20 protein-coding genes are annotated in these 25522 nt (G+C 47.0%); 5 read left to right on the top strand and 15 right to left on the bottom strand.

Annotation, left to right across the window (positions count from 1 at the left end; translation table 11 throughout):
* Positions 1-6 precede the first annotated feature (6 nt).
* The 10 genes from DDZ15_RS13885 to DDZ15_RS13840 form a co-directional block, all read right to left on the bottom strand.
* Positions 7-666 (bottom strand): response regulator transcription factor, encoded by a 660-nt coding sequence (locus DDZ15_RS13885; RefSeq protein ID WP_109647701.1) that lies wholly within the window; start codon positions 664-666, stop codon positions 7-9.
* Positions 667-668: 2 nt separating this feature from the next.
* The gene (locus DDZ15_RS13880; RefSeq protein WP_109647700.1) at positions 669-4184 is read right to left on the bottom strand and encodes a sensor histidine kinase; all 3516 of its coding nucleotides are present in this window, start codon (positions 4182-4184) and stop codon (positions 669-671) included.
* 87 nt (positions 4185-4271) lie between these two features.
* On the bottom strand, positions 4272-5426 hold the full coding sequence (locus tag DDZ15_RS13875) for a bifunctional chorismate mutase/prephenate dehydratase (protein WP_109647699.1): 1155 nt from the start codon (positions 5424-5426) through the stop codon (positions 4272-4274).
* A 9-nt stretch (positions 5427-5435) separates the two neighbouring features.
* Positions 5436-7148: an ATP-binding protein gene (locus tag DDZ15_RS13870; protein WP_109647698.1), complete on the bottom strand. Its 1713-nt coding sequence runs from the start codon at positions 7146-7148 to the stop codon at positions 5436-5438.
* Between the two features lie 68 nt (positions 7149-7216).
* Positions 7217-8503 (bottom strand): hemolysin family protein, encoded by a 1287-nt coding sequence (locus tag DDZ15_RS13865; RefSeq protein WP_109647697.1) that lies wholly within the window; start codon positions 8501-8503, stop codon positions 7217-7219.
* A gap of 11 nt (positions 8504-8514) precedes the next feature.
* A complete protein-coding gene (locus DDZ15_RS13860; protein ID WP_109647696.1) occupies positions 8515-9300 on the bottom strand; it encodes an enoyl-CoA hydratase/isomerase family protein in 786 nt (261 codons plus the stop codon).
* Entirely contained in the window at positions 9297-10178 is an 882-nt protein-coding gene (locus DDZ15_RS13855; RefSeq protein ID WP_109647695.1) for a coiled-coil domain-containing protein, read from the bottom strand. Before DDZ15_RS13855 ends, DDZ15_RS13860 begins: the two co-directional genes overlap by 4 nt.
* Positions 10179-10183: 5 nt before the next feature.
* Positions 10184-10645 (bottom strand): hypothetical protein, encoded by a 462-nt coding sequence (locus DDZ15_RS13850; RefSeq protein WP_109647694.1) that lies wholly within the window; start codon positions 10643-10645, stop codon positions 10184-10186.
* A gap of 69 nt (positions 10646-10714) precedes the next feature.
* Entirely contained in the window at positions 10715-11485 is a 771-nt protein-coding gene (locus DDZ15_RS13845; protein WP_109647693.1) for a PspA/IM30 family protein, read from the bottom strand.
* Positions 11486-11555: 70 nt separating this feature from the next.
* A complete protein-coding gene (locus tag DDZ15_RS13840) occupies positions 11556-12902 on the bottom strand; it encodes a thymidine phosphorylase (RefSeq protein WP_109647787.1) in 1347 nt (448 codons plus the stop codon).
* Between the two features lie 303 nt (positions 12903-13205).
* Here DDZ15_RS13840 and DDZ15_RS13830 point away from each other — a divergent pair, with 303 nt between their 5' ends.
* From DDZ15_RS13830 to DDZ15_RS13820, 3 genes are all read left to right on the top strand, one after another.
* The gene (locus DDZ15_RS13830) at positions 13206-14327 is read left to right on the top strand and encodes a 4-phosphoerythronate dehydrogenase (RefSeq protein WP_109647691.1); all 1122 of its coding nucleotides are present in this window, start codon (positions 13206-13208) and stop codon (positions 14325-14327) included.
* 242 nt (positions 14328-14569) lie between these two features.
* A complete protein-coding gene (locus DDZ15_RS13825) occupies positions 14570-14776 on the top strand; it encodes a hypothetical protein (RefSeq protein ID WP_109647690.1) in 207 nt (68 codons plus the stop codon).
* Between the two features lie 110 nt (positions 14777-14886).
* Positions 14887-17610 (top strand): UPF0182 family membrane protein, encoded by a 2724-nt coding sequence (locus tag DDZ15_RS13820; protein WP_109647689.1) that lies wholly within the window; start codon positions 14887-14889, stop codon positions 17608-17610.
* Between the two features lie 77 nt (positions 17611-17687).
* On the opposite strand, the gene DDZ15_RS13815 is transcribed toward DDZ15_RS13820, so the two are convergent.
* Both DDZ15_RS13815 and DDZ15_RS13810 read right to left on the bottom strand, forming a co-directional pair.
* The gene (locus DDZ15_RS13815) at positions 17688-18359 is read right to left on the bottom strand and encodes a TorF family putative porin (RefSeq protein ID WP_109647688.1); all 672 of its coding nucleotides are present in this window, start codon (positions 18357-18359) and stop codon (positions 17688-17690) included.
* Positions 18360-18477: 118 nt separating this feature from the next.
* Positions 18478-19917 carry an ammonium transporter gene (locus tag DDZ15_RS13810; protein WP_199222977.1) on the bottom strand — a complete coding sequence of 480 codons (1440 nt, stop codon included), beginning with the start codon at positions 19915-19917 and terminating at the stop codon, positions 18478-18480.
* 294 nt (positions 19918-20211) lie between these two features.
* Between DDZ15_RS13810 and fabF the strand changes: the two genes are divergently transcribed.
* Positions 20212-21459 carry a beta-ketoacyl-ACP synthase II gene (gene fabF, locus DDZ15_RS13805; RefSeq protein WP_109647687.1) on the top strand — a complete coding sequence of 416 codons (1248 nt, stop codon included), beginning with the start codon at positions 20212-20214 and terminating at the stop codon, positions 21457-21459.
* 742 nt (positions 21460-22201) lie between these two features.
* On the top strand, positions 22202-23296 hold the full coding sequence (locus DDZ15_RS13795; protein ID WP_109647685.1) for a site-2 protease family protein: 1095 nt from the start codon (positions 22202-22204) through the stop codon (positions 23294-23296).
* A gap of 7 nt (positions 23297-23303) precedes the next feature.
* On the opposite strand, the gene DDZ15_RS13790 is transcribed toward DDZ15_RS13795, so the two are convergent.
* The 3 genes from DDZ15_RS13790 to DDZ15_RS13780 form a co-directional block, all read right to left on the bottom strand.
* Positions 23304-23882 (bottom strand): DNA-3-methyladenine glycosylase I, encoded by a 579-nt coding sequence (locus DDZ15_RS13790; protein WP_109647684.1) that lies wholly within the window; start codon positions 23880-23882, stop codon positions 23304-23306.
* Between the two features lie 17 nt (positions 23883-23899).
* Positions 23900-24961: an NHL repeat-containing protein gene (locus tag DDZ15_RS13785; RefSeq protein ID WP_146198599.1), complete on the bottom strand. Its 1062-nt coding sequence runs from the start codon at positions 24959-24961 to the stop codon at positions 23900-23902.
* 115 nt (positions 24962-25076) lie between these two features.
* The gene (locus DDZ15_RS13780) at positions 25077-25418 is read right to left on the bottom strand and encodes an STAS domain-containing protein (protein WP_109647682.1); all 342 of its coding nucleotides are present in this window, start codon (positions 25416-25418) and stop codon (positions 25077-25079) included.
* Positions 25419-25522 lie beyond the last annotated feature (104 nt).

Here is a 25522-nt window from a genome sequence, read left to right as displayed (position 1 = left end):
CAGAATCTACTCGTCTTTCGGAGAAACAAGGTTATGCTGAAATGCATATTTAACAAGGCCGGCTGTGTTGCGTGCCCCCGTCTTTTGGAGCAGATTTCTGCGGTGTGCATCCACCGTACGGCTGCTGATATAGAGCTTTTCTGCGATCTCCTGGTTTGTGTACTCCTGAACGATCAATTCAAGAATTTCCAGTTCCCGGTCAGTAATGTGAATTGGATCCGGGCTTGATGATTTTCCCTTGCCCTTAACCAGGTCCATCATGATACTTTGGGTAGCCTCATCACTGAAATAGTGCTTACCGTCCATGATGGTATGAATCGCCTCTTTCAGCTCATTGCGGCCTGCGCTTTTCATGATGTAACCGGAAGCTCCCGCCTGGATCATCTGGCGGATATGCAGATCATCGTTGCTCATGGTAAGTGCCAGAACCTTCAAATCCGGGTACTTTTCCTTTATGGCACGGGTGGCTGTAATACCGTCCATTTCAGGCATATTGATGTCCATCACAATCAGATCCACAACCTGGTGGTCAAGCTTCTTTAGCACCTCCATTCCATCTTCTGCCTCTGCAACCACATCGATTCCCGCCTGAGATTCTAGCATCAGCTTAATTCCGTCTCGAACTATCTTATGGTCATCAGCAAGAAGAATCTTAATGTTTGCCATAATCAGGAGTTATTATTTGTTAGTGGAACAATTACTGATATTATTGTACCTCTGCCCATCGTACTAACAATATCTATATTTGCTGCCATTGCACCAACTCTAGTTTTCATACTCTGCAATCCGATTCCACCCGGGCCCACATTATCTACATCAAACCCTGTCCCGTCATCTTCCACTGTTAAAAGCACCTCACCCTGTGAGTATATATTTTGTACGTTGATTTTTGCGGGTTTTCCATGGCGAATGGCATTATTGATGGCTTCCTGAGCGATCCTGTACAGATTAATCTGAATATTATCGGGTATCTCAATACCGTCCAGTTTTTGATAAAGGTAAAAATCAATGTCATTGTGGCCTTTCAGCTGATTAACCAGCGCTTCGAGCGCCAGTTCCAGTCCATAGTCCTGGATCGCTTTTGGAAGTAGATTCTGAGAAATATTGCGGGTTTCTGAAATGGCATAATTCAAAAGCTCAAGACCGTTGGTGAACGTCTGTGCCAGATTGTCGGATAGTGACGTGGCATCTTCAAAAACCGTTTCCAGATTCATGTTAGCAGCTGAAAGATACTGTCCCAGGCCGTCATGAAGATCCTTTGCAATACGCTGACGCTCTCTCTCTTCACCTTCCAGAATCGCACTGATTGCTCTCTCTTCAGCCTTTCTCTGTTCTGTTATATCATTTGCTATAACCAGCCTCTGACTCTTCTCCTTGTACAGAATATGTGAAGCAGATATTTCTACTATAAGCTGATTACCGCTTTTGGTAAGGTGCTTTGATTCCGTAAAGGAAATGGTTTCTGCATGCTTATTTTTATCCGCTGTATTACGCACATACTCTGCCTCATCTTTTTTATGCAGATCAAAAATTGTCATTTGAAGAAATTCCTCTTCACTATAACCGTACTTATTTCCGGCAGCGTCATTTGAAGCCGTAAATCTGTACGTATCCGGATCATAGATCCACATGGGTACCGGATTCTTCTCAAAAAGCAGCCTGTACTGTTCTTCGGATGCTTTAAGCCGTCGCTCGGCCAAACGGCGTTCTGTAACGTCTTTGGCAATGACAAGCCGCTGGATATCATCCTGATAGAATATCTGCGATCCGGATAATTCCATAATCAGCCGGTCGCCGTTCTTGGTAACCTGGGTCCAGACATCGAAACCCGTACTTTTTTTCCTGAGGCTTTTCTTAATTTCAGCAAGCACGTCCTCCTGCTCTTCTATTGGGTGAAGATCATAGATCTTCATGGATTTAAGCTCACTTTCTGAGTAACCGAACCTATTGATAGCCGCCCGGTTAACCGTAATGATGCCAAGCGTCTCGGGGTTATAGATGTACATCGGCAACGGGCTTTTTTCGAACAGAAGCCTGTACTGCTGCTCAGATTTTTTGAGCTCCATTTTTGCCATTTCGTCAGATGTAATGTCCGAGATGGCCCCTACCAGCTGGGATGGTTTCCCTTCATCATTTTTCACAAAATATCCCTTGTCCTGTACGATCCGGTATTCCCCGTTCCCGTTCAGAAAACGGTATTTGCCCGACCATGAGTCCTCGTTCTGCAAAATCGACTTTTGCATGCTCGTTACAATCTTTCCCAGATCATGAGGATGTATTCTTTCCTTCCACCACGCAACCGTTTGCCCGATATCCCCCTCCCGGTAGTCAAACCGGTGCAGCCATCCTTCGCTCCACCAGATTGCATCTGTTTTCAGGTTTCTCTCATAGAGAACATCATTTGCACTGCGCGCAATCAGCTCAAACCGGTTTCGTTCACGGTTCAATGTATCCTGAAATTCCTGCACACGGGTAACGTCCACCATTGCGCCGATAATACGAAGCAGCTCTCCCTCTTCGTCCCGGATTAAAACTGCGCTGTCGCGAACGTTTCTCACGCTGCCGTCTGCAGCCAGGAACCTGTATTCACGATGCCACTCCGTTGCATCACTGTTTTCAACAGTTTCCATGCTCTTGACGGTATCCTCACGGTCTTCCTCGTAAATATGTTCATGCCAGAACAGATTTTTGCCTCTATAGTCTTCTTCAGAGTAACCCATTACCGTCTCAATGCCCTCTCCCCACCAAAGCTCATTTTGAATCGGGTTCCATTCCCACACCACATCAGATACGGTGCTTGCTGCCAATTCAAAGCGCTGTCTCTCATGTACAATCTGGTCCTGAATTTTCTTCAGGTTGCTAATATCCTGAACGGTTGCAATGCGATAGGTCTGATCCTGGTCGCTTTCCTTTACAGTTGAAAGGTTGATGATACAGTAGAATTCGGCTCCGTCTCTTCGTTTCAATTTGCTCTCAAATGTGATGGAGCCATGCTCATCAAGCCGCTTCTTTCTCTTGGTTCTGTGTACGCTCTCAGATTCCGGATACAAACTTCCGTAAATATCCATGCCGACCATCTCTTCCGGTTCATAACCGAATAAATCGGCATATGCCTGATTTACCCGCAGAAGTTTTTCAGAATCGTGACTACTTACGGCAAGAGCTGTGTTCGATTTTTTGAACACATTGGCAAGCAGCCTGTTCTCTCTTTCGTAATTAAGGCGCTCCGTGATATCACGGTTTACGGCAATAATATCAGAAATCTCACTCTCCGAATCCCTCATCAGGGTAACGGAGCTTTGAACCTGAACCTCCCTCCCATCTTTACCGGTCTGGGTCAGTTCACCCTCCCAAAACCCGGTTTCCAGAAGTTCTTCATAAAGACTCTCAGGCGTTGTACCCGGTTCAAAACGGGTGGTGATCATATCATCTACAAACTTGCCAATTACATCTTCGTAGCTCCAGCCGTAGATTCTCTCAGCCGCCTTATTCCAGCTTGCCACCTCCATATTTTTATTAAGAGAGAGTACTGCATCCGATACATTGGATAACAGGGACGCCTGGTAGGCAAGATTATCTTCAATTACTTTTCTGTCCGTTATATCAATGTGGGCTCCGACAAGCCGTATCGGTTCATCATTCTTATCCCATTCAATGGCCTTCCCCCTGCTGAGTATATGAATCCAGTGGCCGTCCTTATGTTTTAATCTCAGTTCGCATTCGTATGTGCTTTTCTTTCCTGATACATGCTCGTTCATAGCATGCTCGAACCTGGAAACGTCATCCGGATGAAGCATCGATTTCCATGCATTGATGTTGCCCGTCTCAAGGTCCTCAGTGGAATAACCGGTAAGGCTTGTCCAGATATTGTCCAGCTTTATTTCACCTGTTTTCGGAAACCATTCCCATTTTGCAATATTTGCACTCTCTGAAGTTAATGAAAACCACTCCTCATTTTGCCTTAGCTTCTTTTCATTTTGAGAAATGTACCTCTCATGGCTTTTCATCATGAGATATAACGCAATCGCTGTAAGGGTTATATAAAATATACCTTTAACGGTTTGCATCAGAGTAAGCGCATCTATGTCGTCAATAAACCACTCCAGAATGGTATCGGTAGTTGTGATCCAGAGTAGTGCAAAAATGAAATAGATCAGTGAAATACGAAAAGGCGTAAACTTCATGTCGATCTCAATAGTTTGTTATACAATACCATGTTACCGCCGGTCTTTGAACGGCTGCAGAGGTATACGCTGACCGGCTGATCCGCATCACCATTTTCCTTCTCTGACAGGATAGCTGCCCAGAATTTTAAAAAATGGTGCGTTTCTCTCAAGTTGTTTCAGCCCCTCAGCCAAGCGGGGTTCGTCTTTACTGCCTTCAAGATCCAGATAAAAGAGCGACTGCCATGGGTGACCGGGCCGTGGCCTTGATTCAAGCTTGCTCATATTTACACCGCAATCGGCAAGCATATTTAAACTTTTCAGAAGTGCGCCTTTTTCATGTATGGTGGCAAATATCAGGGATGTTTTGCAGTTGAGCTGCGGATCGCAAGCTACGGGCTCCCGCGAAACCACCACAAACCGCGTATAGTTTTCGGGCTGATTAGCCAAATCCCTTTCCAATATCTGAAGGCCATATATCTCTGCTGCATATGCGCTGGCTATGGCCGCCTGTGAAAGATCACCCTCATTGCCCACTTTCCGGGCTGCCATTGCCGTATCAAAATAAGACTCTACATGACACCGCGAAAGGCCGGCCAGGAATCTTGAACACTGTGCAATCGCCTGCGGATGCGAGAGCACCCTTCTGATGTGAGAAATCTCCACTTTTTCACAGGCCATAAGGCAATGAATTATCCGAAGCACCTCTTCGCCTATGATAAAAAGATGTTTATCCGCGAGCAGGTCGTAGGTATCGTTGATGGATCCCGCCGTGGTATTTTCAATCGGGAGTATCGCTACGTCCGCATTCTGCTGCACCACCGCTTCGGCAGCCTGATCGAACCGCGTGAACCCGATACAGTCCACTTCATCATACCGCTGGTCAAAATGACGCATCGCTGCCTGATGGCTGAACGCTCCATCTGTACCCTGGTAGGCCACACGTATTGTTTTTTCAGCTGATTTGCTGTTTTGATGGTCAACCAGAGCATGTGTCTGATAGCGGACTGAATGGTGTATAATCTCCCGGAAGAGCTGTTCCAGAAAATAGGGATCGACACCTTCTTCAGCGCCCATTTTTCTGATTTTGTCGAGCAGTACCTCTTCTCTTTTGGGATCGCGTATATCCCTCGAATCTTCAATCTTTCCTGCAATAATCTCCTGTACGATGCGCTGTCGTTTACCAAGAGCTTTTACAATCGTTTCATCCAGGCGATCGATTGTTTCGCGTATTTCGGAAAGTATTTCTTCTTTACTTGACATCCGTAAAGTTTACCGGGCGGTTTTTTTAAGCTGTTCCATTCGTTTCAGAACTTTATCACGGCCTAAATTACGAAAACGCTCGGGCAATAGTGCCCTCGATGTGCACTCTATTACCGCCGCAAGGGTTTGAAGTTCCACCTCTTCCGGATACGTGGGCGGCAGAAAGTCATCAAACACCTCGTCGAGCATATCCGGGTCAACCTCCGTTTTTCCGGCAGAAGCGGCACGGAATTTAGCACGCGTCAGCGCAGCTTCCATGTCTGCCCCGGAGTACCGGACACTTCCTTTCCTTACAGCTTTCGGAATGTAAGGTTCAGACATTTTTAACCCTGTTTTCTTCTTCATCACCTCATAAAGCTCCACCCTTTCTTCTTCGCTTTCGGGAGGAAAAAGTGCAATATGCTCTTCAGCCCGGCCCTGGCGCTTTAAATCCACCGGCATCAGGTCGGGCCGTGCCGTCATCAAAAACCAGATGATCCTTCCGCGGTTGGAAGTATCGCTCATGGCTGTGGCAATCTGAGAAAACACACGGCTTGAGACACCGCTGTCGCCCGAGGCACTTCGATTGCCCAGATAGGCATCAGCTTCATCAATCATGACGGCAACCGGCGCCATTGCGCGAAGCAGGTTTAAAATCTTCTCCAGGTTCCCTTCGGTTACACCCTGCCACTGGCTTCTGAAATTCTTCAGTTTCACCATCGGAACACCCACCTCACCGGAAAAGCAAGTTACCAGAAAGGTTTTACCCGTGCCCACAGGTCCGCAAACCAGGTATCCCATGGGCAGAACATCCCGGCGGCCATTCTTAAGTGCCTCAACCGCGTCCCGAAGATGCTCTTTAACAGAATGATGGCCTGCTACGTGATCAAGGGTCCTCTCTGTAGACACAAATTCAAGCAGACCGTACGCCTCCGCTTCAATGAGCTCTTTTTTGGTCTCCGTAAGGGAAGAAAACGTGATTTTCTCCTCATTCTCCCTGGCATTCGAAAGAATGCTCTTCAGCTTCAGATAGCCCAGTCCGGCCGCCATTTGCGCTACAACGGGTTTAGGCACGTCGGAAATTTTTTCAAATTCATCCGGATCCGTTTCATGAGCAAGATATTCGAGGCGCTCATCTTCATCGGGCAGCGGTATTCTGATCTCTGAGGAGTACGGATTCTGAATGAGGTTCCGGTTGACGTCAGATAAATTTTCGGTGATAAGTACCGTGGTAAAATCTGAAGCCAAAAATAGTGAGTCGTGCGCCCATTTGAGGAGATAAACGAGCGCATTCCTGTCTTCGCTCCCCGTGCTGCCAGCTTCGTTGGCGGGAACTATGGTTTCCGAAAAGTCTACAATGAAAGCAACGCTTTTCTGCTGGTCGAGACGGATCCTGAAGTACTGTTCCAGCACGGAAAATGCTCCCACCGGATCCTTTGGAAGTTTTTTGGAGTAATTGGTGCCCGCAATTGTATCCCTTCCCGATAATGCCAGGCTGAAATCACGCTGCGACTCTTCATCCCTGAAATAAATTCCTGAAGAACGATCATAAAAGATGACGATGTCTCTGGCCCCAAAGAAATCTTCGGCCAGAAATGTTTTCAGACGAATAAAATTACGCCCGTCACCCTCACCCGCAGGTACCAGGTCGTGTACATTGCCATGAAGAATAAATTGGTTCAGCGTACGGCTCAGGTATTTCTTAGCAAATTCCCTGGCCCAGCCCGGATAGTAATCTAGCATATTGTTTCTTTGTATCCTTAGAATGAAGCTGATGCAGTGAATGAATCAGCGAATACGGCAAATCGCCCTCAGTTTTCCTCACCCAAAACAAGTTTTACTGTTTCAAGCCTGTTGGGGGTTGCCTTGCTGATGATAAATTTGTTTCCGCGAATCTGAATCTCTTCGTTCACCTTCGGTATTCGTCCAATGTGATTTATTATATAGCCTGCAAGGGTTTCAAACGCATCTTCTCCCTCTTCATTGAGTTCTATCTCAGGATATTTCTCTTCCAGCTCATCCAGTTCCACATTTCCTGAAATGACATAGGTACGTTCTGATATCTTTTTAATCACGTCCTCATCCTTGTCATATTCATCCTGAATATCACCCACAACTTCTTCTATAAGATCCTCAATCGTGACCATGCCGGCAGTACCCCCGTACTCGTCTATTACAATGGCAACGGATACATTGCTTTGACGGAATTCCTGCAGAAGGTCCTTCGATTTTTTAGAGGACGGTATCAGCTTCACAGGGCGCAGTATTTCCGAAACCGCAGAGGGGTTATTGAACATGTCATATGCGAAAACAACCCCGATTACATCATCAATGGTATCCTGATAGACCGGTACTTTGGAGTAACCGGACGAGATAAATGTATTCTTAAGATCTTCAATCGATGTACTTTTCTCCACTGCTACGATCTCGGTCCTGGGCACCATCGTCTCCTTCACACGCTTATTCGATAGTTCCAGTACGTTATGAAGTATGGTTGAGTCGTCCTCATCGATATCCTGGCCTCCTCCGCTGTCGCGAAGTTCCTTGAAAATCATCTCCACATCCTGGCGGCGAAATACTTTGTCGCTTCTTTCGCTTCCGGCGCTGAACAGCCTCACCAATACGCCGGAGGCTGAATTGGATACCATGATGAGTGGTTTTAAAACAACATTCAGAATCCGTAGGGGGATCGCTACTGCTCTGACCATAAAATCAGCCTGTATCCGGAAAATTGCTTTCGGAAGAATTTCACCAAACAGAAGGATCAGAATCGATGCAAAGATTGTCTGAATAAGCAATATCACCGCTTCCGATGGCATGGATCCAAAAAGAGAGCTGTAGGCATACTGAATCGGCTCAGCCAGGTAGATGGCCATGAGCGTTGCATACAGCACATTTACAATGTTGTTGCCTACGAGCGTGGTTGTGAGAAAAGTAGAAGGGTTCTCGCTGAAAAAGGCAATAGACCGTCCCTGCAATGAGTTTCTGCGTGATTCAATCTCCACCTTGAGCCTGTTGGCGGTAACAAACGCCATTTCCGAACCTGAAAAAAACCCGCTCAGAAGAACAGTGGCAGCTATAATAAGAATTTCGGTCATGAAAAGAGGGACTACCGTCCTTTAAAGTCCGGTTTTCGCTTATCAAGAAAGGCCGAAGTACCTTCTTTGAAATCTTCCGTATCACACAATTCGCCAAAAAGCGCAGCCTCTTTTTCAAAGCCATCGGGCCTGTCTGAAGAATTAACGGCTTCGATGGCTTTTTCGACGGCTACGGGACCATTTTTCAAGATTTTTGATGCAAGTTTTTTGGCTTCATCCAAAGCCTGCTCAGTCGAATATACACCGTTCACGAGACCCAGTGACATTGCTTCTCCTGCTTTCACCTGCCCCCCCGTCAAAATAAGCTCCATGGCTTTCGATTTTCCAATCAGAGCCGGAAGACGCTGTGTTCCCCCATAACCCGGTATCAGTCCGAGCCCCACCTCGGGCAGCCCAAAAACCGCATTGTCGGTAGCAATCCGCATATGGCATGCCATCGCAAGTTCGGCACCCCCTCCCAGGGCATAGCCGTTCACAAGTGCAATAACAGGTTTTCCCAGGTTTTCAAAACCGGCAAAAACTTCCTGCCCCCTTCGCGAGAGTTCTTCTCCTGATTCAGAGTTCAGGGTATTGAGTTCTTTGATATCTGCACCCGCCACGAACGCCTTTTCACCTGCACCCGTAAGTATTACCAGTTTAACGTCATCGTCCTCCCGAATGCGGGTCACCGTGCTTTCCAGTTCGCTGAGAACGGTACTGTTGAGTGCGTTCAGTTTATCGGGGCGGTTCACTGTAAGCAGTGCTATCCCATCCTGATCAATGTCGAGCAGAAGGGTTTCATAATGTCCTGGTGTCATATATTCTTTTTGACTTTCTGTTCCGTCTCTTTGTGAAGCATTTCCGCTTCCTTGCGAAGCTCAGCAAGTTCCAGTTCATGATCCAGATTTTCGAATCCGGGAAGCAGGTCCTGATCCAGCTCCTCGATGATGGAGGTGGTCTCCTCCATTTCACTCAAAAGTCTGTCGAGCTGCTGCCCCACATCCTCGGCATTCGGCATGGTCATTGATTGTTCGTAAATATAGCGAATTGCGTCTTCAATCGTTTCCAGGTGCGTTTCACAGATAAGGTACTTCTCTTTGGCGGAATCAAATTTACGAAGTCTTTTGTTCAGAATCTGAAGCCTCCGCTCTCGGGTCTTCTTAAGCTGTTCCGAGTCAATCTCTTCAAGCTCATCTTCCTGTTGAGCAACCTTCTGACGCAGTTCTTCCTCTACTTCGGAGTTCATGTAGATCTGAAATCTGCGGTTCATGTCCAGAAGGGTGAGATAGGTTGTGAGCAGATCCTCCATTTTATCCCTGATATGCTCCAGCATGGATTTTGAACTATAGGGAAGCGTATCAAAATTCTTTTTCACCTCACCGCTGATATGTTTGAGCACCAAAAAACGTTTCTGAGACCGTGCATCCAATTGATAAAAGATCATCTTATCGCCCGAATCTTCATTACGCTCCTTCTGCTTTTTATGCCGGATGTTTTTCTGGTACGAAGGGAGCCGGGGCACCACACCAAGGTAAATAAGTTCGGCTCCGAATGTCATGGTAAGGATGGTATCCGCCACAGAACCCATCTCGTTGAAAACAAGAGCCGTAATTGTGCCAACCAGCAGGCATACCAGGTTTACCGGGTGCAGAAATGCCTCTTTGGTAAAGTTTATATTTTCTTTTTCACTGCTCATTTCATCTATTTTTGATCTTCGTCATCTTCCCGGCTTTTGATGTCGCTATCGCCGGAAACCGTATCTTCTTTTTTACCCACCGTTTTTTCAACCTTCATATGCCGTGCCTGATGTTCGATCTCGCTGTAAAGCATTCCCATTTCCTGCTTAATCTGTTTTAGCGTATCGTGAGCTTTGGCCTTTCTGAGCTCTTCATCCTGCTCTTCCGTGTCGGGATGATCCTCCAGAAACTGGTCCATGGCAACATCCAAACGGGCTTCGATATTCACCATTTTATTGCGCACGCTTCCCAGAAAATCATCAACGGATGAAAGCAATTCATCCGCATTCATTTTCTGCATGGCGTCATTCACATTCCGGACATACTTTGATCGCTGAAGTTTCTCCTTCGCATCACGAATTTTTCTGTAATGCTCTTTGTACTCCTCCTTGAGTCGTTCCCGATCTTGTTCACTGCTGGTTGACATACTATTGTGGTCTCGGTCAAATGTTCAGTGTTGAAAACACGCAGCAGGGATCTGTGCCAATGCGTTATATCACGCTTTGGTTCGATCGCGCCCTACTGTTTTACCTGACTCTTTTTCCTTTTCCTTGCCGGCAGACTCATCCACCTCAATTTTCTTCTCTTTTTCTTCGGGTGCAGCTGATTTGCCCATCTCCTGCTTGAATTGGTTCACCAGCTCCTGTGCCCGAAGTTTCTCGGCATTTGCTTCAATCTCCATGGTCTCCGTATCCACGCTTTCGAGCGCAATTTCCATCCGGGCTTCATTTCTTGCCGTCTCCTCATTCAGACGATTCACCATCTCAGTGTGCGTCTGGTCGAGACCGCCCATTTCAAATGTTTCGAGTGCATCGGCCACTTTCGACTGCCATTCCGCACGTTCACTGGCACGCAGAGCCTCACGGGCTTCCTTGATTTTACGGTCTTTCTCCCGCATAAACGCTTTTTTCACCTTGAGCGCCTTTTCATAGGCCTGATCGGCAAATTTAAGCTGATCCCTGGAGTGCTGCAGGTTTTCACGTGCCTTTTCCAGCTGCAATGCATATCCCTCGGCCAGATCATCCCTGTCTGCGTTGATGGCCGACTTGATTTTTGCAGTTACTTCCTGAATGGTTTTTTCATATCGCTCCACTTCTTTCCGAAGCATAACTGCATTGGCCTTTACAGTTGCAATATTTTCATTCATCTGGGGAATCTGTTCATTCAGTTCCCGAATGTTCTGTTCAAGAATCAGTTTGGGATCTTCCATCGAACTGATCATTCCTCCAAATAGAGATTTGATTGCTCGGATAAATCGTTGAAACATGGTGTTAAGATTTTGTTTGAATTGCCATGTGCAGCATTAAATGTACTTCTTTTTTTGTGTTAAACAACAGTTAATCCGCGTATTCGTGTACTCCTTTTTTGTCAATCCGGTGTGTAATCAACTTTTTAGGGGCAGGTTTTGAATCATTGATTGTAATTGCCTCAAGTAACGATGTTCCGGCTGCGTCTAACATATTCTTCTTGTTCGTATGGAGTACCGCAATTGTTTCACCCTGCTTCACGGTATCTCCTGTTTTTTTGTGAAGCATGAATCCAGCGGCCGGATCCACGCTATCATCTTTTTCCCGGCGGCCTGCTCCCAGCTCAACAGCCACCATACCCAGCGCAAAGGTATCCATTTCCGTAATGTAGCCGTTGCTTTGTGCAGTAACATTGCCAATATAATCAGCTTTTTTATATGATTCAGGTTGCATGATCATGCCGGCGTCTCCACCCTGCTCCTTCACAATATCAATCCATTTCTCCATGGCAGATCCGTCACTGACGGCCTGGCGGCTTAAACGGACTCCTTCATCCACAGAATCTGCTTTATCACCCAGATATATCATCGTGCCGGCAAGCAGGTGCGTTATTTCCATCACATCTTCCGGTCCGTCACCCTGCAGGGCGTCTATACTCTCACGAACTTCCAGCCAGTTGCCTACTGCATAGCCAAGCGGCTGATCCATGTTGGTGAGATAGGCAATGGTCTCTTTGCCAAACTCCTCACCGATATTAACCAGGGTACGCGCAAGTTCAGTAGCATTTTCCTTATTCTTCATAAATGCGCCGGATCCAAATTTCACATCCAGCACCAGCGCGTCGATTCCTTCTGCCAGTTTTTTACTCATAATACTTCCCGCTATCAGCGGTATGGACTCCACCGTTGCAGTAACATCCCTCAGAGCGTAAAGACGCTTATCAGCCGGCGCGATGTCCTCCGTCTGGCCTGCAAGTACCAGATGGTGTTTCTTCAATATTTCCCTGTAACGATCAAGGGTCATATCTACCGTAAACCCGGGTATGGATTCCAGTTTGTCAAGAGTTCCGCCGGTGTGTCCCAGTCCACGTCCCGATATCATGGGCACCGGCACACCGCACGCCGCAACGATGGGTGCCAGTATGAGGCTGAGTTTATCACCCACTCCTCCCGTTGAGTGTTTATCCACTTTTAAACCCGGTACTTCATTGAGATCCAGTACAATACCGCTGTGCAGCATCGATTTTGTGAGCGCTGCAGCCTCTTCCGTGTTCAGTCCGTTCAGATAGCAAGCCATGAGAAAAGCGCTCATCTGATAATCGGGCAGTGAATCTTCCGTATAAGAGCGTATCAGGAAACGGATTTCATCGGATGTAAGCGTTCCCTTGTCCCGTTTCTTTCGAATTAATGTTACTGCATTAAACTTTTCTCCGGCCATATCTGTCATTTACATCATGATAACGTTTCGTCTTTCAAACTTATTGAAAAGTACGCCGTTTTTTGAATGCTGAACAGTTTTTTATGACCTGCAGCATTCAGCTCTCGTTTGTATCCGGCTGATAATGAGCATAATTCAATTTTCAACGGCTCCTGAAGAGCTGAAAATCAGTCATAAAAACAATGTAAGCGTGAATCTGGAAAAGAAACGAAATACAATTAGCTCCTTTTCCCCCGGTATCCCCAATCTTGGGCTCACTTTATTTGAAAATGGATATCATCAATTTTTTCTATTTTTTCAGGTATGAACGTACGTATACTGGCCGACAAGCACCTGTATCATGCAGAAAAAATGGCACCCACCAGTGCAGAGCTTTCCTTTTTTGAACCAGCTAACGGATTGCCTGCAGATGCGGCGGATTACGATGCATTACTGATTCGTACGGTGAGCAGGATCAATTCTGACACCCTGCCCGTTGCGGGCAACCTATCATTTATCGGAACGGCCACAGCCGGGTTCGACCACGTGGATCGGGAGCATCTGGAAAGAATCGGCGTTCGTTTTGCGCACTCTCCCGGATGTAACGCACGTGCGGTTGCCGAGTATGTTTTGACGGCAATTCTGAGATGGTCGCACATCCGTAAACAAACTACAGAAGATCTTCGTGTAGGCGTGGTGGGTTGCGGCAACACCGGCAGCGCTGTTATAGATCTGCTGTCGGCATTCGAAATAGGGTATGCAGCATACGACCCTCCCAGGGCAATATCGGAGCCCCATTTTGTCTCTGCATCAGAAGATGAGCTTCTATCGTGCAATATTCTGACATTTCACACGCCGCTTACATTAGCCGGACCACATTCCACCTTTCATATGTTAAGCAGCTCGTGGCTCCGAAGCCCCTTTCAGCTCATCATCAATGCCGCCAGGGGTGGGGTGGTAGATGAACGGGCACTTCTGGATGCGATTCACAGGGGTACTCTCAGGGATTGTGTTCTGGACGTCTGGGAACACGAACCGGCATTTTCCGACACTGTTGCACAATCGGCCTTTATTGCCACTCCCCATATAGCAGGCTATTCCCGGGAGGCTAAAACTGCTGCAACCCGAATGGTGCTCGAACAGCTCTGCGAACACTTTTCACTGGAAATGCCTGCTTCCGCAGAACCGGCCGTTCCGGACCACGCACTGCCTGTTTTTTCTGAAACTCCGGAGCTTGCCGATTTTTTATGGGAGATCAATAAGGTTGACTACTACGACAGCGAGCTCCGAAAGCTAAAGGAACATCCTGATGCCGTTAAATCTGACGGATTTAACCGCCTTCGCACATCCACACCCACACGCTTCGAGTATGCTACGCTGATTGCGCATTTTAAACGCCATGGTGTAAAGAACATTCCCGAAGAAGCAGAGCGACTGATAAAATAAACGGCAGAAAACACCTTTCAGAACAGGAGCCAGAAAAGAATAAGCACAATAAATACCCAGGCTGCAATTTGTGCAGATTTTGACTGTTCAGGAAATTCATATCCGCAAATCGGACATACCTGATCCCTGCTGTCCGTTTCCATCGCACAGCCGGGGCACTCTTTCGTATTTTGGGAAGTCTTAAACAATTTCTTCTGATTTCCGTACAGAGATACAACCGTTAATTAAAATACGATATTGTCATGAGTGGACAAGGATCAGCAGGAAACGTCATCGCAGCTCTAGCCAGTTTCTTCATCCCTGGATTGGGTCAGCTTTTGCAGGGCAGGCTCTTAATGGCCCTGGTCATGTTTGTTATGGCATCCGTACTTTGGATAGTTCTTTTGGGATGGATTATACATCTGTGGTCTATCCTGGATGCTGCCACATTCAGGCCCCGCTACAGGTAATGCAGGACAAAGCTTGCTGCGTTCTTCATAGACGGTAATCAAACATTTGAGGCTATGAATTTGTATTTTTAGCCTTCATCAATTTCAAAAAGGCTTTTGGTCTATCGTCCATGAATACACGTTTACTTAAAATCATTGGTCTCATCGCGATTCCTTTGATCATTCTATCGATTTCATCCAGCTGGATCTTTGAATGGATGTGGCTTTCCGAACTTGGCTACACCGAAATCTTCTGGACACTGAAAGGCACTCAGATCATCCTGGTACTTCTCTCTTTCCTGGTCGCTGCCGTCTACTTCATCTTCAATTTCAGATTTCTTGCCGGTCAACTGCAATATGCCAACCTGAGTGCATCCCCGCTGCAGGGATCAAATATCAACATCGGCAGCGATTTTGTTCTCAAACGTATTCGCCAGTTCTTTACGCTTGGCGCCCTGGTTTTCGCACTCTTTTTTGCGCTCAGCTTTTATCTTCGGTGGGATGAATCCCTGCGGTTTATCAGCAGCATGCCGGTTGGTGAGGCAGATCCGCTTTTTGGCAAGGACGTGGGATTTTACATGTTTCGCCTGCCATTCTGGGATATGATTCAGGGTTCACTCGTTTCCGTATCGTTTATTACCACGGCTCTTCTTGCGCTTGCCTATATCTTCTCAGGGCTTCTGATGGTCAAATCGCCAACATCATTTGATGCAAGATCATCCGTTCTCAATCACCTTAAGGTGAATATTGCCATATGGCTCCTCTTTCTGGCCTGGGGCTTCTGGCTTGCCCGCTACAAGCTGGTACTGAACACCGGAGGGCTTGTTTACGGCGCAACCTATACCGATGTAGCCATTCATCTGCCCGCGCTCTGGATTCTATTTGTGCTCACGCTGCTCATTGCAGTCGTAATGCTTGTGGGGTACAAGCTCAAGGCGAATAAGATTGTACCGATAGCAGCCGGACTGATCCTGATTGTGCTGGTTGTTGGAAGGGGCCTGCTGCCGGGAATGGTTCAGCAGTTTCAGGTTGTGCCAAACGAGCTTGAGCTCGAAACCCCTTACCTGGAATCCAATATTGAAATGACGCGGCTTGCATACAACCTCCATACTATTCGGGAAATTGATTATCAGGCAGAAGACACGCTTGGTATAGCGGATATCCGAAACAATCAGGATGCGGTTGACAATATCCGGCTGTGGGACCCCCGGCTGCTCATCAATACCTACAAGCAGCTTCAGGAAATCAGGTCGTACTATGAATTTTACAATGTGGACAACGACCGTTACACCGTAGACGGCAAAGTTACACAAATGATGCTTGCAGCAAGGGAAATTGCGCGGGAACTGCCCAGCCAGTCCGATACCTGGCAAAACCGGCATATGCAGTATACCCACGGATTCGGAATGGTGATGAGCCCTGTTACCGAAGCCAACAGCCAGGGCGAACCCAACATGATTGTGAGGAATATCCCCCCGGCCGCCGACTCACCTGAACTTGAAGTTGAAAACCCCGCGATCTACTATGGGGAAAACAGCTCGGGATACTATATTGTAAACACAGAGCTGGACGAACTCCACTATCCCGATGGCAATGAGAACGTCTATATCAATTACGACGGAACCGGCGGCATCCAGTTCAGCAGCTACTTCAGAAAACTGCTGTTTGCCTGGGAACTGGGAGACATCAACATACTGCTGACCGATGATATTCTTCCCGAGAGCCGGCTTCAGATCTGGCGCAGCGTTCAGGAGCGTGTCAACCGCATCACGCCCTTCCTGACACTTGATCGGGATCCCTATCTGGTGATGCAGGACGGACGCCTCTTCTGGATCCAGGACGCCTACACAACATCCTCATCCTTTCCCTATTCACAGCCGTACAACAACCGCTTTAACTATATCCGCAATTCGGTTAAAATTGTGATTGATGCATATAACGGATCTGTCGATTACTATATGATTGATGAGGAAGACCCCGTGCTGGAGGTGTACCGTTCTATTTTTCCTGATCTGTTCAAGCCCGCGTCAGAGATCCCGGCCGGCCTGGAAGAGCATTTTCGCTATCCGCAGGATCTTTTTGAAGTGCAGCTCGAAATATTCAACCGTTATCACATGACCCGTCCGCAGGTTTTTTACAACCAGGAGGATCTCTGGGAACGTCCCAATGAAAAGTACGGAGGGCGTCAGGTGATCATGGAGCCCTATTATGTACTGGCAAGGTTACCCGGTGAGGAGAAGCTTGAGTTTATGCTCATTTCGCCTCTCACTCCCGAAAACCGTGACAACATGATCTCATGGATTGCCGCAAAATCGGATCCGGGCAGTTACGGTGAGCTGGTTGTCTATCGTCTTCCAAAAGAGAGGCTGATCTATGGACCTGCACAGATCGATGCACGCATTGATCAGGATCCCGAAATCTCCAGACAGATCGCACTCTGGGATCAGCGCGGTTCGCGTGTGATCCGGGGTAACCTGATGGTAATACCGATTGAGGACTCCTTTCTTTATGTGGAGCCTGTATTTCTGCTTGCTGAAGGCGTAGATATTCCACAGCTTCAGCGGGTCATCGTATCAATTGGAGACAATATTTCCATGCAGCCCACCATTGAACAAGCCATTTTTGATATCTTTGGCCAGTCAGATGAATTTGTACTGCCGGGTGTTGAACCCATAGCTGCAGACTCCCTTACAGGCATTCAGTTGCCCGAACAGGCTGTATCAACCATAACCGCCCGGCAGCTGGAGGAGATTCAAACACTCTGGAGCGACATGCGCAGTGCACTTGAAGACGGCAACTGGACACGTTACGGTGAACTCCTGGCCGAACTGGACGAATTGATCAACAACCTTTGATACCGGTTACTGAAAGCAGAACTGTGGTGTGCTTCATTCTGCTTTCAATTCCGGTAGTCAGAACCGTTTCCGCATTTTTAGAACCCGATTCCGAAAAGCATATATAGATTGTCGGAATAGGGGTTGGCGATAACGGATCCGGACAGTGCAAGGGAAAAGAGGTCCGTCAGTGGCAGGTCTTTGCTTACAGTGATACCCGTATTAATTACAGCGGGGCCGTCTGTTGCATAGAGCGCGGATGCTGCAGGCGTTACACCCACAAACAGTTCCACATTGTTCACCGCATACCCAACCTCCGAGTAGATTGAATAGTCATCGTCGTTGGTGAAAAACATTCCTGTAAAGATGCTTATCGGAAATTTCTCAGTGCCGCCGTATCCTACACCGGCTTCCAGAAAGTGCGATGAAGCCTGAAAGTAGTTCCCTTCAGGAGCCTGCGGGAAGGTATAGTCGGTGAGCATCAACTGAAAACTGCCTGCATCGGTATCAAATGTGTAGGAAGCATAGAAGTCAACTTCTGTGCCTGCAGGATTCCCGTTTGTGGCAAATGCGGCCCAGGTTCCCAGCTCAAACCCTCCCGCTGAGTAGTTGATATCGGGCTGTATACTGGGTGAGTTACCAAAGTCGGCACCGCGCCATACATAACGGTTCACAAAATCGGCTCCCAGGCTTACCTGTGCATATGCCTCCTGGCCTGCAAGCGTGAAGAGCATTCCAAGGGCTAAAAGGGTTTTCAGTTTGTTGTTCATAGCAGTATATTTTATTGGTTTCTATTGGTTTTATCGATCAAGTTGGAAACTAAAAGAGCACCGGATTCCGCAATCCTCGGTGCTCTTTTTTTTCTTGTTATTCAACAAGTTCTTGTAGTCAGCTTTTATCGGCAGTTGCAGCCGCTTCGGTTTCAATTCCTGCAAAATAGGGGTAGGCACTGTTGCCGTGCTCAGAAATATCCAGTCCTGCAGCCTCCACTCCATCAGTCACCCTTACGCCTATGGCAAACTTGATCAGGCTGAACAGAGCGTAGGATAGAATAAAGGTGAACGTTATGACTGACAACGTACCAATAAGCTGGGTGAAGAAACTGTACTGAGGTACAAACAGGCCTACAGCCAGAGTTCCCCAGACTCCGCATATACCGTGAACCGATATTGCCCCGACCGGATCATCAACTTTCATGCGGTCGAAGAATGTGATGGCCAGAACCACCAGAACCCCTGCAATAGCTCCAACTGCCACCGCCGCGAGCGGTGAGATGACGTCTGCTCCGGCAGTGATGCCTACCAGGCCCGCCAGGATACCGTTAAGAGCCATCGGTGCGTCCAGGCTTCTGAATACGACCTGTGTGGTGAGCATTGATGCAATGGCACCGGCGCAGGCTGCGAGAGCCGTGGTAACAAAAACGTAGGATACGGTGGCCGGATCGGCACTCAGTACGGAACCTCCGTTAAAGCCAAACCACCCAAACCATAGAAGAAATACACCCACGGTTGCCAGCGGAATACTGTGGCCCGGTATAATGTTAACCCGTCCGCTGTCAAACTTTCCTTTTCTGGCGCCCAGTATCAGAACACAGGCCAGTCCCGCGAAACCGCCGACTGCATGTACCAGTGTTGATCCTGCAAAATCATAGAATCCAAGTTCCGACAGCCATCCGCCGCCCCACTGCCAGCTGCCCGTTATCGGGTAGATCAATGAAACAAGAATGGTTCCGAACAGCATGAACGAGATCAGCTTAACACGGCCTGTTACACAACCTGAAACGATAGTGGCCGCTGTTGCGGCAAACATAGCCTGGAAAATAAAATCACTCCAGATGGTCATATCCATGCCGTAACCTGAAGTAAGCATTCCCACAGGGTCGGATGCATCAAAACCGATGCCAAACCCTCCGAAGCCGAAGAACCCGTTAAAATCGCCCGGATACATAATCTGAAACCCTACAAATGCATAGGTCAGAATACCCATACAGAGAATAAAGACGTTCTTATAGATTACGTTCACCGAGTTTTTGGCCTGCGTGAGGCCGCTCTCAACAGAGGCAAAACCCAGGTGCATAATGAACACAAGCCCGGCGGCGATCAAAATCCAGAGGTTATCAATCATAAATTTTGGAAATCCCGGGGAGGCCATAAACTCTTCAACGGTAGCAAAACCGTCATTCTGCGATATTTCAGCTGTTTCGACGGCTATTGCCATATCAGAATTCGCCGCTTCAGCGAGTGGTTCCGAATGACCTGCGTAGGCTATATAGCCTGCAAAGAAAATAAGTGACGTAAAAAAAATGAGAGATTTAACGTTTCTGCTCATACTGGTTTTGGTTGGTTAAAATTAACGCCTAAAAATTGTATATATATAAAAGCCTTGTCAATACTATTTTAGGTTTATAATAATTATGACATAAATTATTTATACGAAAATGGAAAAGCGCTTTTACGAATGGGAGTAATTCACATCACAACCGTTCAATCAAAAATTTTTTTTTGGATACCATCATCATTTTGAGAGCGCATAAATGAAACTATCCCCTCAGAATGCTTTTCCTTATCTTATCCGCCTATACCACCATCTACCAGTCTCTTAAACTGATTAATCCCTATTTCGATGAATGATATTCGCGTTGTGGTAACCGGCATTGGCGCGGTTACGCCCCTTGGAAACAGTGCACAGGCAACCTGGAAAAATGCTGTAGAAGGATTTAGCGGAGCAGCCCCAATCACCAAGTTTAACCCCGAGAAGTTCAAGACGCATTTTGCTTGCGAGGTAAAGGATTTTGACCCGAAAAGCTGCCTCGACCGAAATGAGATCAAGCGTTCCGACCTGTTCACACAGTATGCTCTCTACGCCGCACATGAGGCATTTGGAGATTCAGGCCTGGATATGGACAGGCAGTCCCCCTTTGACGTTGGCGTAATCTGGGGTACGGGACAGGGTGGTATGGGTACCTTCGAGGATGAGATGAAAAGTTATTTTGAAAGTGATTATACGCCCAGGTTCAGCCCGTTTTTTGTACCCAGAATGATTCCGAACATGGCTTCAGGCATGATCTCCATGAAGTTTGGGCTGATGGGGGTCAACTATACCACGATTTCTGCTTGTGCCAGTTCCAATACGGCGATCATGGATGCATTCAACTACATCCGCATGGGCAAGGCCAAAGCTTTTATTGCGGGCGGCTCAGAAGCGCCGGTTACGGAAGCCACCATTGGCGGTTTTACGGCTATGAAAGCTATGAGTACTCGAAACGATTCACCCGCAACGGCATCCAGGCCGTTCGATCCCGAGCGCGACGGTTTTGTAATGGGAGAAGGCTCCTGTGCACTGGTTCTCGAAGAGTATGAGCATGCAAAAGCACGTGGGGCCACAATTTATGCGGAAGTATCGGGCGCCGCCATGACGGCCGATGCCTATCACCTTACGGCCACTCATCCGGAGGGCATTGGGGCTCTGCGCGGCATGAAGCTTGCTCTTCAGGAGGCCGGACTTGCTCCAGGCGACATCAGCGCCATCAATACTCATTCCACCTCAACCCCCGTCGGCGACATCAGTGAGATGATTGCAGTTGCAAACCTCTACAAGGAGAGCAGCAAACAGCCTGTGGTTACGGCATCCAAATCCATGACCGGACACCTGCTGGGCGCTGCCGGAGCGATGGAGGCCCTGTTGTCCATTATGAGTGTAAAAGAGGATGTACTTACACCGACCATCAATACACAGACCGTTGACCCTGAAATACCGGATGAAATCGACATCGTACTCGGCGAGGCACGTCAGACAAAAGTGAATGCCATGATGAGCAATAACTTCGGTTTCGGCGGACACAATGCGGTTGTGGTGTTCAGAAAAGTGTAGAGCTGGGTACAGGGTACAGAGTGCAGGGTGCAGGGTTCAAGGCAATCTGAGATCAGATTTCGCATACCGACAATCAGAGATCAGTGTGTTAACGTGTTAGAGTATTAAGGAAAAAAAGACATGATCAGTTGATTGTTTGGGCGGTTCCTCGGTTAACCCTGGGAATTCGCTGCCTTTTCACTTTTACCTTCTCCCTTTTGCCTTCTGTCTCTCATACTGTAATGCGGCGCAGGAAAATCTTTGTTCAATTTAGGAATTTAGAGCGCCGCACAAGTACCCCGTGCACTTGTCATCCCGACTGAGTGATCCGTCAGCCGACGGAGAACGAATGGAGGGATCCCCTCCCCCGGCATAGCAAAAAGTTTTGCCAAAGCTTGCCCCTGCGACAGGTATGGAGATGTCACCGTTCACTCTCCGCCCCGGACCGCTCGGGACGGATCGAGCAGTCGACATGACAAGCGCGGGGTGTTACAAAAGGGCGGCGCTCATGGTTTTTGGAAAGAACTTTACTCTTCCTGCGCCGCCAATGAGGGAGAAACCGGAAGAAACCAACGAACACAGAAACCGATAAAGTGCTGTTTCATTAACACCTTAACATACAAACACTTTAACACTTCCAATCCACAACTAACCAGTAACAACGAACAAGTGTCAACCCAACTCAATACTCCTTCCCCCTTTGATAAGTTTGCTGCATTCATAATATTGTAAGTACAGACATAACTCTAACCCAATAAATGTTATGAGTGCATCTCTAAACCTGGGCCGGTATGCCGGCATTAAGGTACAGATTCACTGGACCTTCTGGCTTCTTTTTCTATTCATCGGTTTTATGGTGTACAGTAACGATGGCACCCTGACGGAACTGCTCTGGAACTCGCTTTTTATATTTGCTCTCTTCTTCTGCGTTGTTTTACATGAATTTGGTCATGCCCTTACTGCAAGAAAGTTCGGAGTGGGCACGCGAAGCATTACCCTGCTGCCCATCGGGGGAGTTGCAAGCCTCAATGAGATGCCCGAAGATCCGATGCAGGAATTTGTGATTGCCATTGCGGGTCCGCTGGTAAATGTAGCGATCGCTCTCATACTCTACCTCTTCGTCCCCATCGACAATTTCCTGGTGGATGACCCGGAAGTGCTCGAAGAGCAGCTCAGCACCATCAATGCCGCCAACTTTCTATTTTATCTGTTCTCGGTGAACGTTGCCCTGGTCGTTTTCAATCTCATCCCGGCATTCCCGATGGATGGCGGCCGTATTTTCAGGGCCCTGCTTTCGACCCGGATGAGCCGTGTGCAGGCTACAAAAACAGCAGCCGGCCTGGGCAAATTTATGGCGCTTCTCTTTTTTCTCTTCGGGCTGTTTTTCAATATTATCCTCACCGTGATCGCTGTCTTCATCTACTTCGGGGCCCATTCCGAAAACATCATGATTCAGCAAATCAGTATCCTGAAGGGCAACGATATTCGTGATGCCATGATCACTGATTTCACAACCATGAAGCCCGGTGACACCCTGCAGGATGCTGTTGACCGGATTCTTGCCAGTACGGAACAGGACTTTATCATTGCCGAAAACGGCAAACCGGTCGGTATCCTGTTTATGAACGATATAGCGGAAGCCCTTCACAGCAACTCCCGCGATACGTCCATCGATGGTGTCATGAAGACGGACTTTGTGACCCTGGAAGCTGGCGACCCGCTGCCGGGCGTGTACAGACAGCTTCGCAGGGGTGACCGAAATTTCTTTCCCGTTGTTGACAATGGTGAGTTGGTGGGCGTGCTCGATATGAACAACATCAATGAATTTCTCACGCTTAGGGCTGCCTACGACTACTGAAAATAATTCAAAGCAATTCCCGGCGTCTAAAGCAGTCGACCGTATGATCGTTCACCAGTCCGCAGGCCTGCATGTACGCGTAGATGATGGTGCTTCCCACGAAATTGAATCCTCGCTTCCTGAGGTCTTTTGATATCCGGTCGGATACTTCCGTTTTTGCCGGAACTTCAGAGAGGCTTTTCCAGCAGTTGATGATCGGTTTATTATCCACAAATTGCCATATATAGGCGTCAAATGAGCCGAACCCGTCCTGAATTTTGAGGAACTCCCGTGCATTCCGAACCGCAGATTTTACCTTGAGCCGATTCCGTACGATGCCAGGATTCTGCAGCAGTTCCTCAATTTTGCTTTCGGTATAATCGGCCACAATAGCCGGATCAAATCCTGCAAACGCCTTCCGGTATCCGCTTCGTTTTTTAAGAATGGTGCTCCAGCTCAAACCGGCCTGTGCACCCTCCAGAATCAGGAACTCGAAATGGGTTCGGTCGTCATGCACCGGCACACCCCACTCTTCATCATGATAGGTAATGTACTCGTCGGAGGTATTAGCTGCCCATTTGCATCGACTTAGGTAATCACTACTCATTAAGTGGAAGTTAATGGTTAATTTGGATCATTAATTACACCATACTTAGATACCACAAAGCCTTCATATTGCTCGTTTTCCAGAATGTAGAACATGTTATCTTTTTCACTATAGAAAAAATCAATGTATCCAATTACGTTTCTGTCTCCGTCTATTAATGGATAGTTATAGCTCCTTACATGCACTAATTTTGCCTCCCGTAGTTTTAACTCTTCAATTTGTAAAAGACTATCATTGGCTAGTGACACAAAAATCCTTTCACCCGAAATAAATAATCCACCAACTCTCCCTGTTAAATCATTAACTCTCGAATCAATAAAATCACCAATTGACTCTTTATCATTTGTCTCATAATTGAGATTAGGAATTACTTCATCAAGCCGAAAAGATTTCTTCAGATCACCATTCTTGGTATAAATTTTATACTCGGGAAAAAACATAAAAACAACATGAAGCTCCCCATTTAATACAGCAGTAAAATTTTTTTGGATTATGGATGGTACAGGTTCTTTAAATTCTAAGAACTCACCAAAACCATGTTTAACGTTACCATCTGAATCATAGAGATGTAGCAATTCTTCATCTTCATAATCTGTACCAAACGGTAAAGAGTAGGAATGGCCGGTAACTAGTAAACCATTAAAGAATTGAAACTCCGTAGAATGACGTTCTTCCAGATTAAATGTATTTATTAACTCCCCATCTGAATGAAAAAGTGAAACCGTTAAATTGGTAAAATCAGTAACTAATAATGAATCACCTTTGGCATAGACATTCATGTTTCCCGAGAATTCACCGGGGCCCCTACCTCTTCTTCCGATTGATTTGACAAAATCACCATCAAGTGTGTATTGATGGACTATAGCAAGGCCTTGATCAGCTATATAGAAATATCTTTGCAAATCACTGGACACAGATCTGCTTCTTGTTATGTATGCTTCAGAACTACTGTGACCAATTGATTCAACAAATTCCAAATTACGCTGAATAGAATTTGTCTCTACCTGTGAAGAGCAACCTACAACAAAAGTAATTCCTAAAACAACAGCTAAATACCTGATTGGATAGGAAGATTTCATTAATGTGTACATCGCGATGAATCAAGTTTGATTCACATATTTAGCCTTCCAACCATTCACATCTTAATGATGCGACGGCTGAGGACAAAAAAATGTTGTAGAAACTGATAATAGCTCAATCCTGATAGGCGGCAATGGCTTCATCCAGTGTTTCGTACATGTCGAAAACCGTGAACAGCTTTGAAACTTTTAGAAGGCTTTTTATTCGGTCGGTGGCGCTGCAAAGCTTGAAGTCTCCGCCTTCTTTCCTTAACGAAATGAGCGATGAAATAAGAACTCCGAGTCCAGATGAATTCATAAAGTCCACCTCGCTCAGATCACCAATCAGGTTCGTCTCCCCTTTTTCAATCTGATCCTTAACCATTGCCTGGAAGTCGGCGCTTGCGGGACCCCCCATTAAATTCCCCTTTAAAGCTACTACAACACAGTTTTTCTTTTCAAGAGTAGAGTATTCCATAATTAATTTACCGGTTAGGTTTTGTTGAATAAATAGTACTATCTGTAATCCACAGCCTTATGGTACAGTATAATTAAAAAATGGTATGCAGGCACGGCATTGCA

The sequence above is a fragment of the Rhodohalobacter mucosus genome, from assembly GCF_003150675.1.
GTDB lineage: Bacteria > Bacteroidota > Rhodothermia > Balneolales > Balneolaceae > Rhodohalobacter > Rhodohalobacter mucosus.
This window is presented reverse-complemented; position numbering and strand designations above follow the sequence as displayed.

Bases quoted from the DNA above. Each gene is read 5' to 3' on its own strand.
- DDZ15_RS13830 (WP_109647691.1), top strand. From the start codon at position 13,206: ATGAACGTACGTATACTGGCCGACAAGCACCTGTATCATGCAGAAAAA.
- DDZ15_RS13870 (WP_109647698.1), bottom strand. From the start codon at position 7,148: ATGCTAGATTACTATCCGGGCTGGGCCAGGGAATTTGCTAAGAAATAC.
- DDZ15_RS13795 (WP_109647685.1), top strand. From the start codon at position 22,202: ATGAGTGCATCTCTAAACCTGGGCCGGTATGCCGGCATTAAGGTACAG.
- DDZ15_RS13825 (WP_109647690.1), top strand. From the start codon at position 14,570: ATGAGTGGACAAGGATCAGCAGGAAACGTCATCGCAGCTCTAGCCAGT.
- DDZ15_RS13855 (WP_109647695.1), bottom strand. From the start codon at position 10,178: ATGAGCAGTGAAAAAGAAAATATAAACTTTACCAAAGAGGCATTTCTG.
- DDZ15_RS13790 (WP_109647684.1), bottom strand. From the start codon at position 23,882: ATGAGTAGTGATTACCTAAGTCGATGCAAATGGGCAGCTAATACCTCC.
- DDZ15_RS13885 (WP_109647701.1), bottom strand. From the start codon at position 666: ATGGCAAACATTAAGATTCTTCTTGCTGATGACCATAAGATAGTTCGA.
- DDZ15_RS13820 (WP_109647689.1), top strand. From the start codon at position 14,887: ATGAATACACGTTTACTTAAAATCATTGGTCTCATCGCGATTCCTTTG.
- DDZ15_RS13875 (WP_109647699.1), bottom strand. From the start codon at position 5,426: ATGTCAAGTAAAGAAGAAATACTTTCCGAAATACGCGAAACAATCGAT.
- DDZ15_RS13785 (WP_146198599.1), bottom strand. From the start codon at position 24,961: ATGAAATCTTCCTATCCAATCAGGTATTTAGCTGTTGTTTTAGGAATT.
- fabF (WP_109647687.1), top strand. From the start codon at position 20,212: ATGAATGATATTCGCGTTGTGGTAACCGGCATTGGCGCGGTTACGCCC.
- DDZ15_RS13865 (WP_109647697.1), bottom strand. From the start codon at position 8,503: ATGACCGAAATTCTTATTATAGCTGCCACTGTTCTTCTGAGCGGGTTT.
- DDZ15_RS13860 (WP_109647696.1), bottom strand. From the start codon at position 9,300: ATGACACCAGGACATTATGAAACCCTTCTGCTCGACATTGATCAGGAT.
- DDZ15_RS13810 (WP_199222977.1), bottom strand. From the start codon at position 19,917: ATGAGCAGAAACGTTAAATCTCTCATTTTTTTTACGTCACTTATTTTC.
- DDZ15_RS13815 (WP_109647688.1), bottom strand. From the start codon at position 18,359: ATGAACAACAAACTGAAAACCCTTTTAGCCCTTGGAATGCTCTTCACG.
- DDZ15_RS13850 (WP_109647694.1), bottom strand. From the start codon at position 10,645: ATGTCAACCAGCAGTGAACAAGATCGGGAACGACTCAAGGAGGAGTAC.
- DDZ15_RS13880 (WP_109647700.1), bottom strand. From the start codon at position 4,184: ATGAAGTTTACGCCTTTTCGTATTTCACTGATCTATTTCATTTTTGCA.
- DDZ15_RS13780 (WP_109647682.1), bottom strand. From the start codon at position 25,418: ATGGAATACTCTACTCTTGAAAAGAAAAACTGTGTTGTAGTAGCTTTA.
- DDZ15_RS13840 (WP_109647787.1), bottom strand. From the start codon at position 12,902: ATGGCCGGAGAAAAGTTTAATGCAGTAACATTAATTCGAAAGAAACGG.
- DDZ15_RS13845 (WP_109647693.1), bottom strand. From the start codon at position 11,485: ATGTTTCAACGATTTATCCGAGCAATCAAATCTCTATTTGGAGGAATG.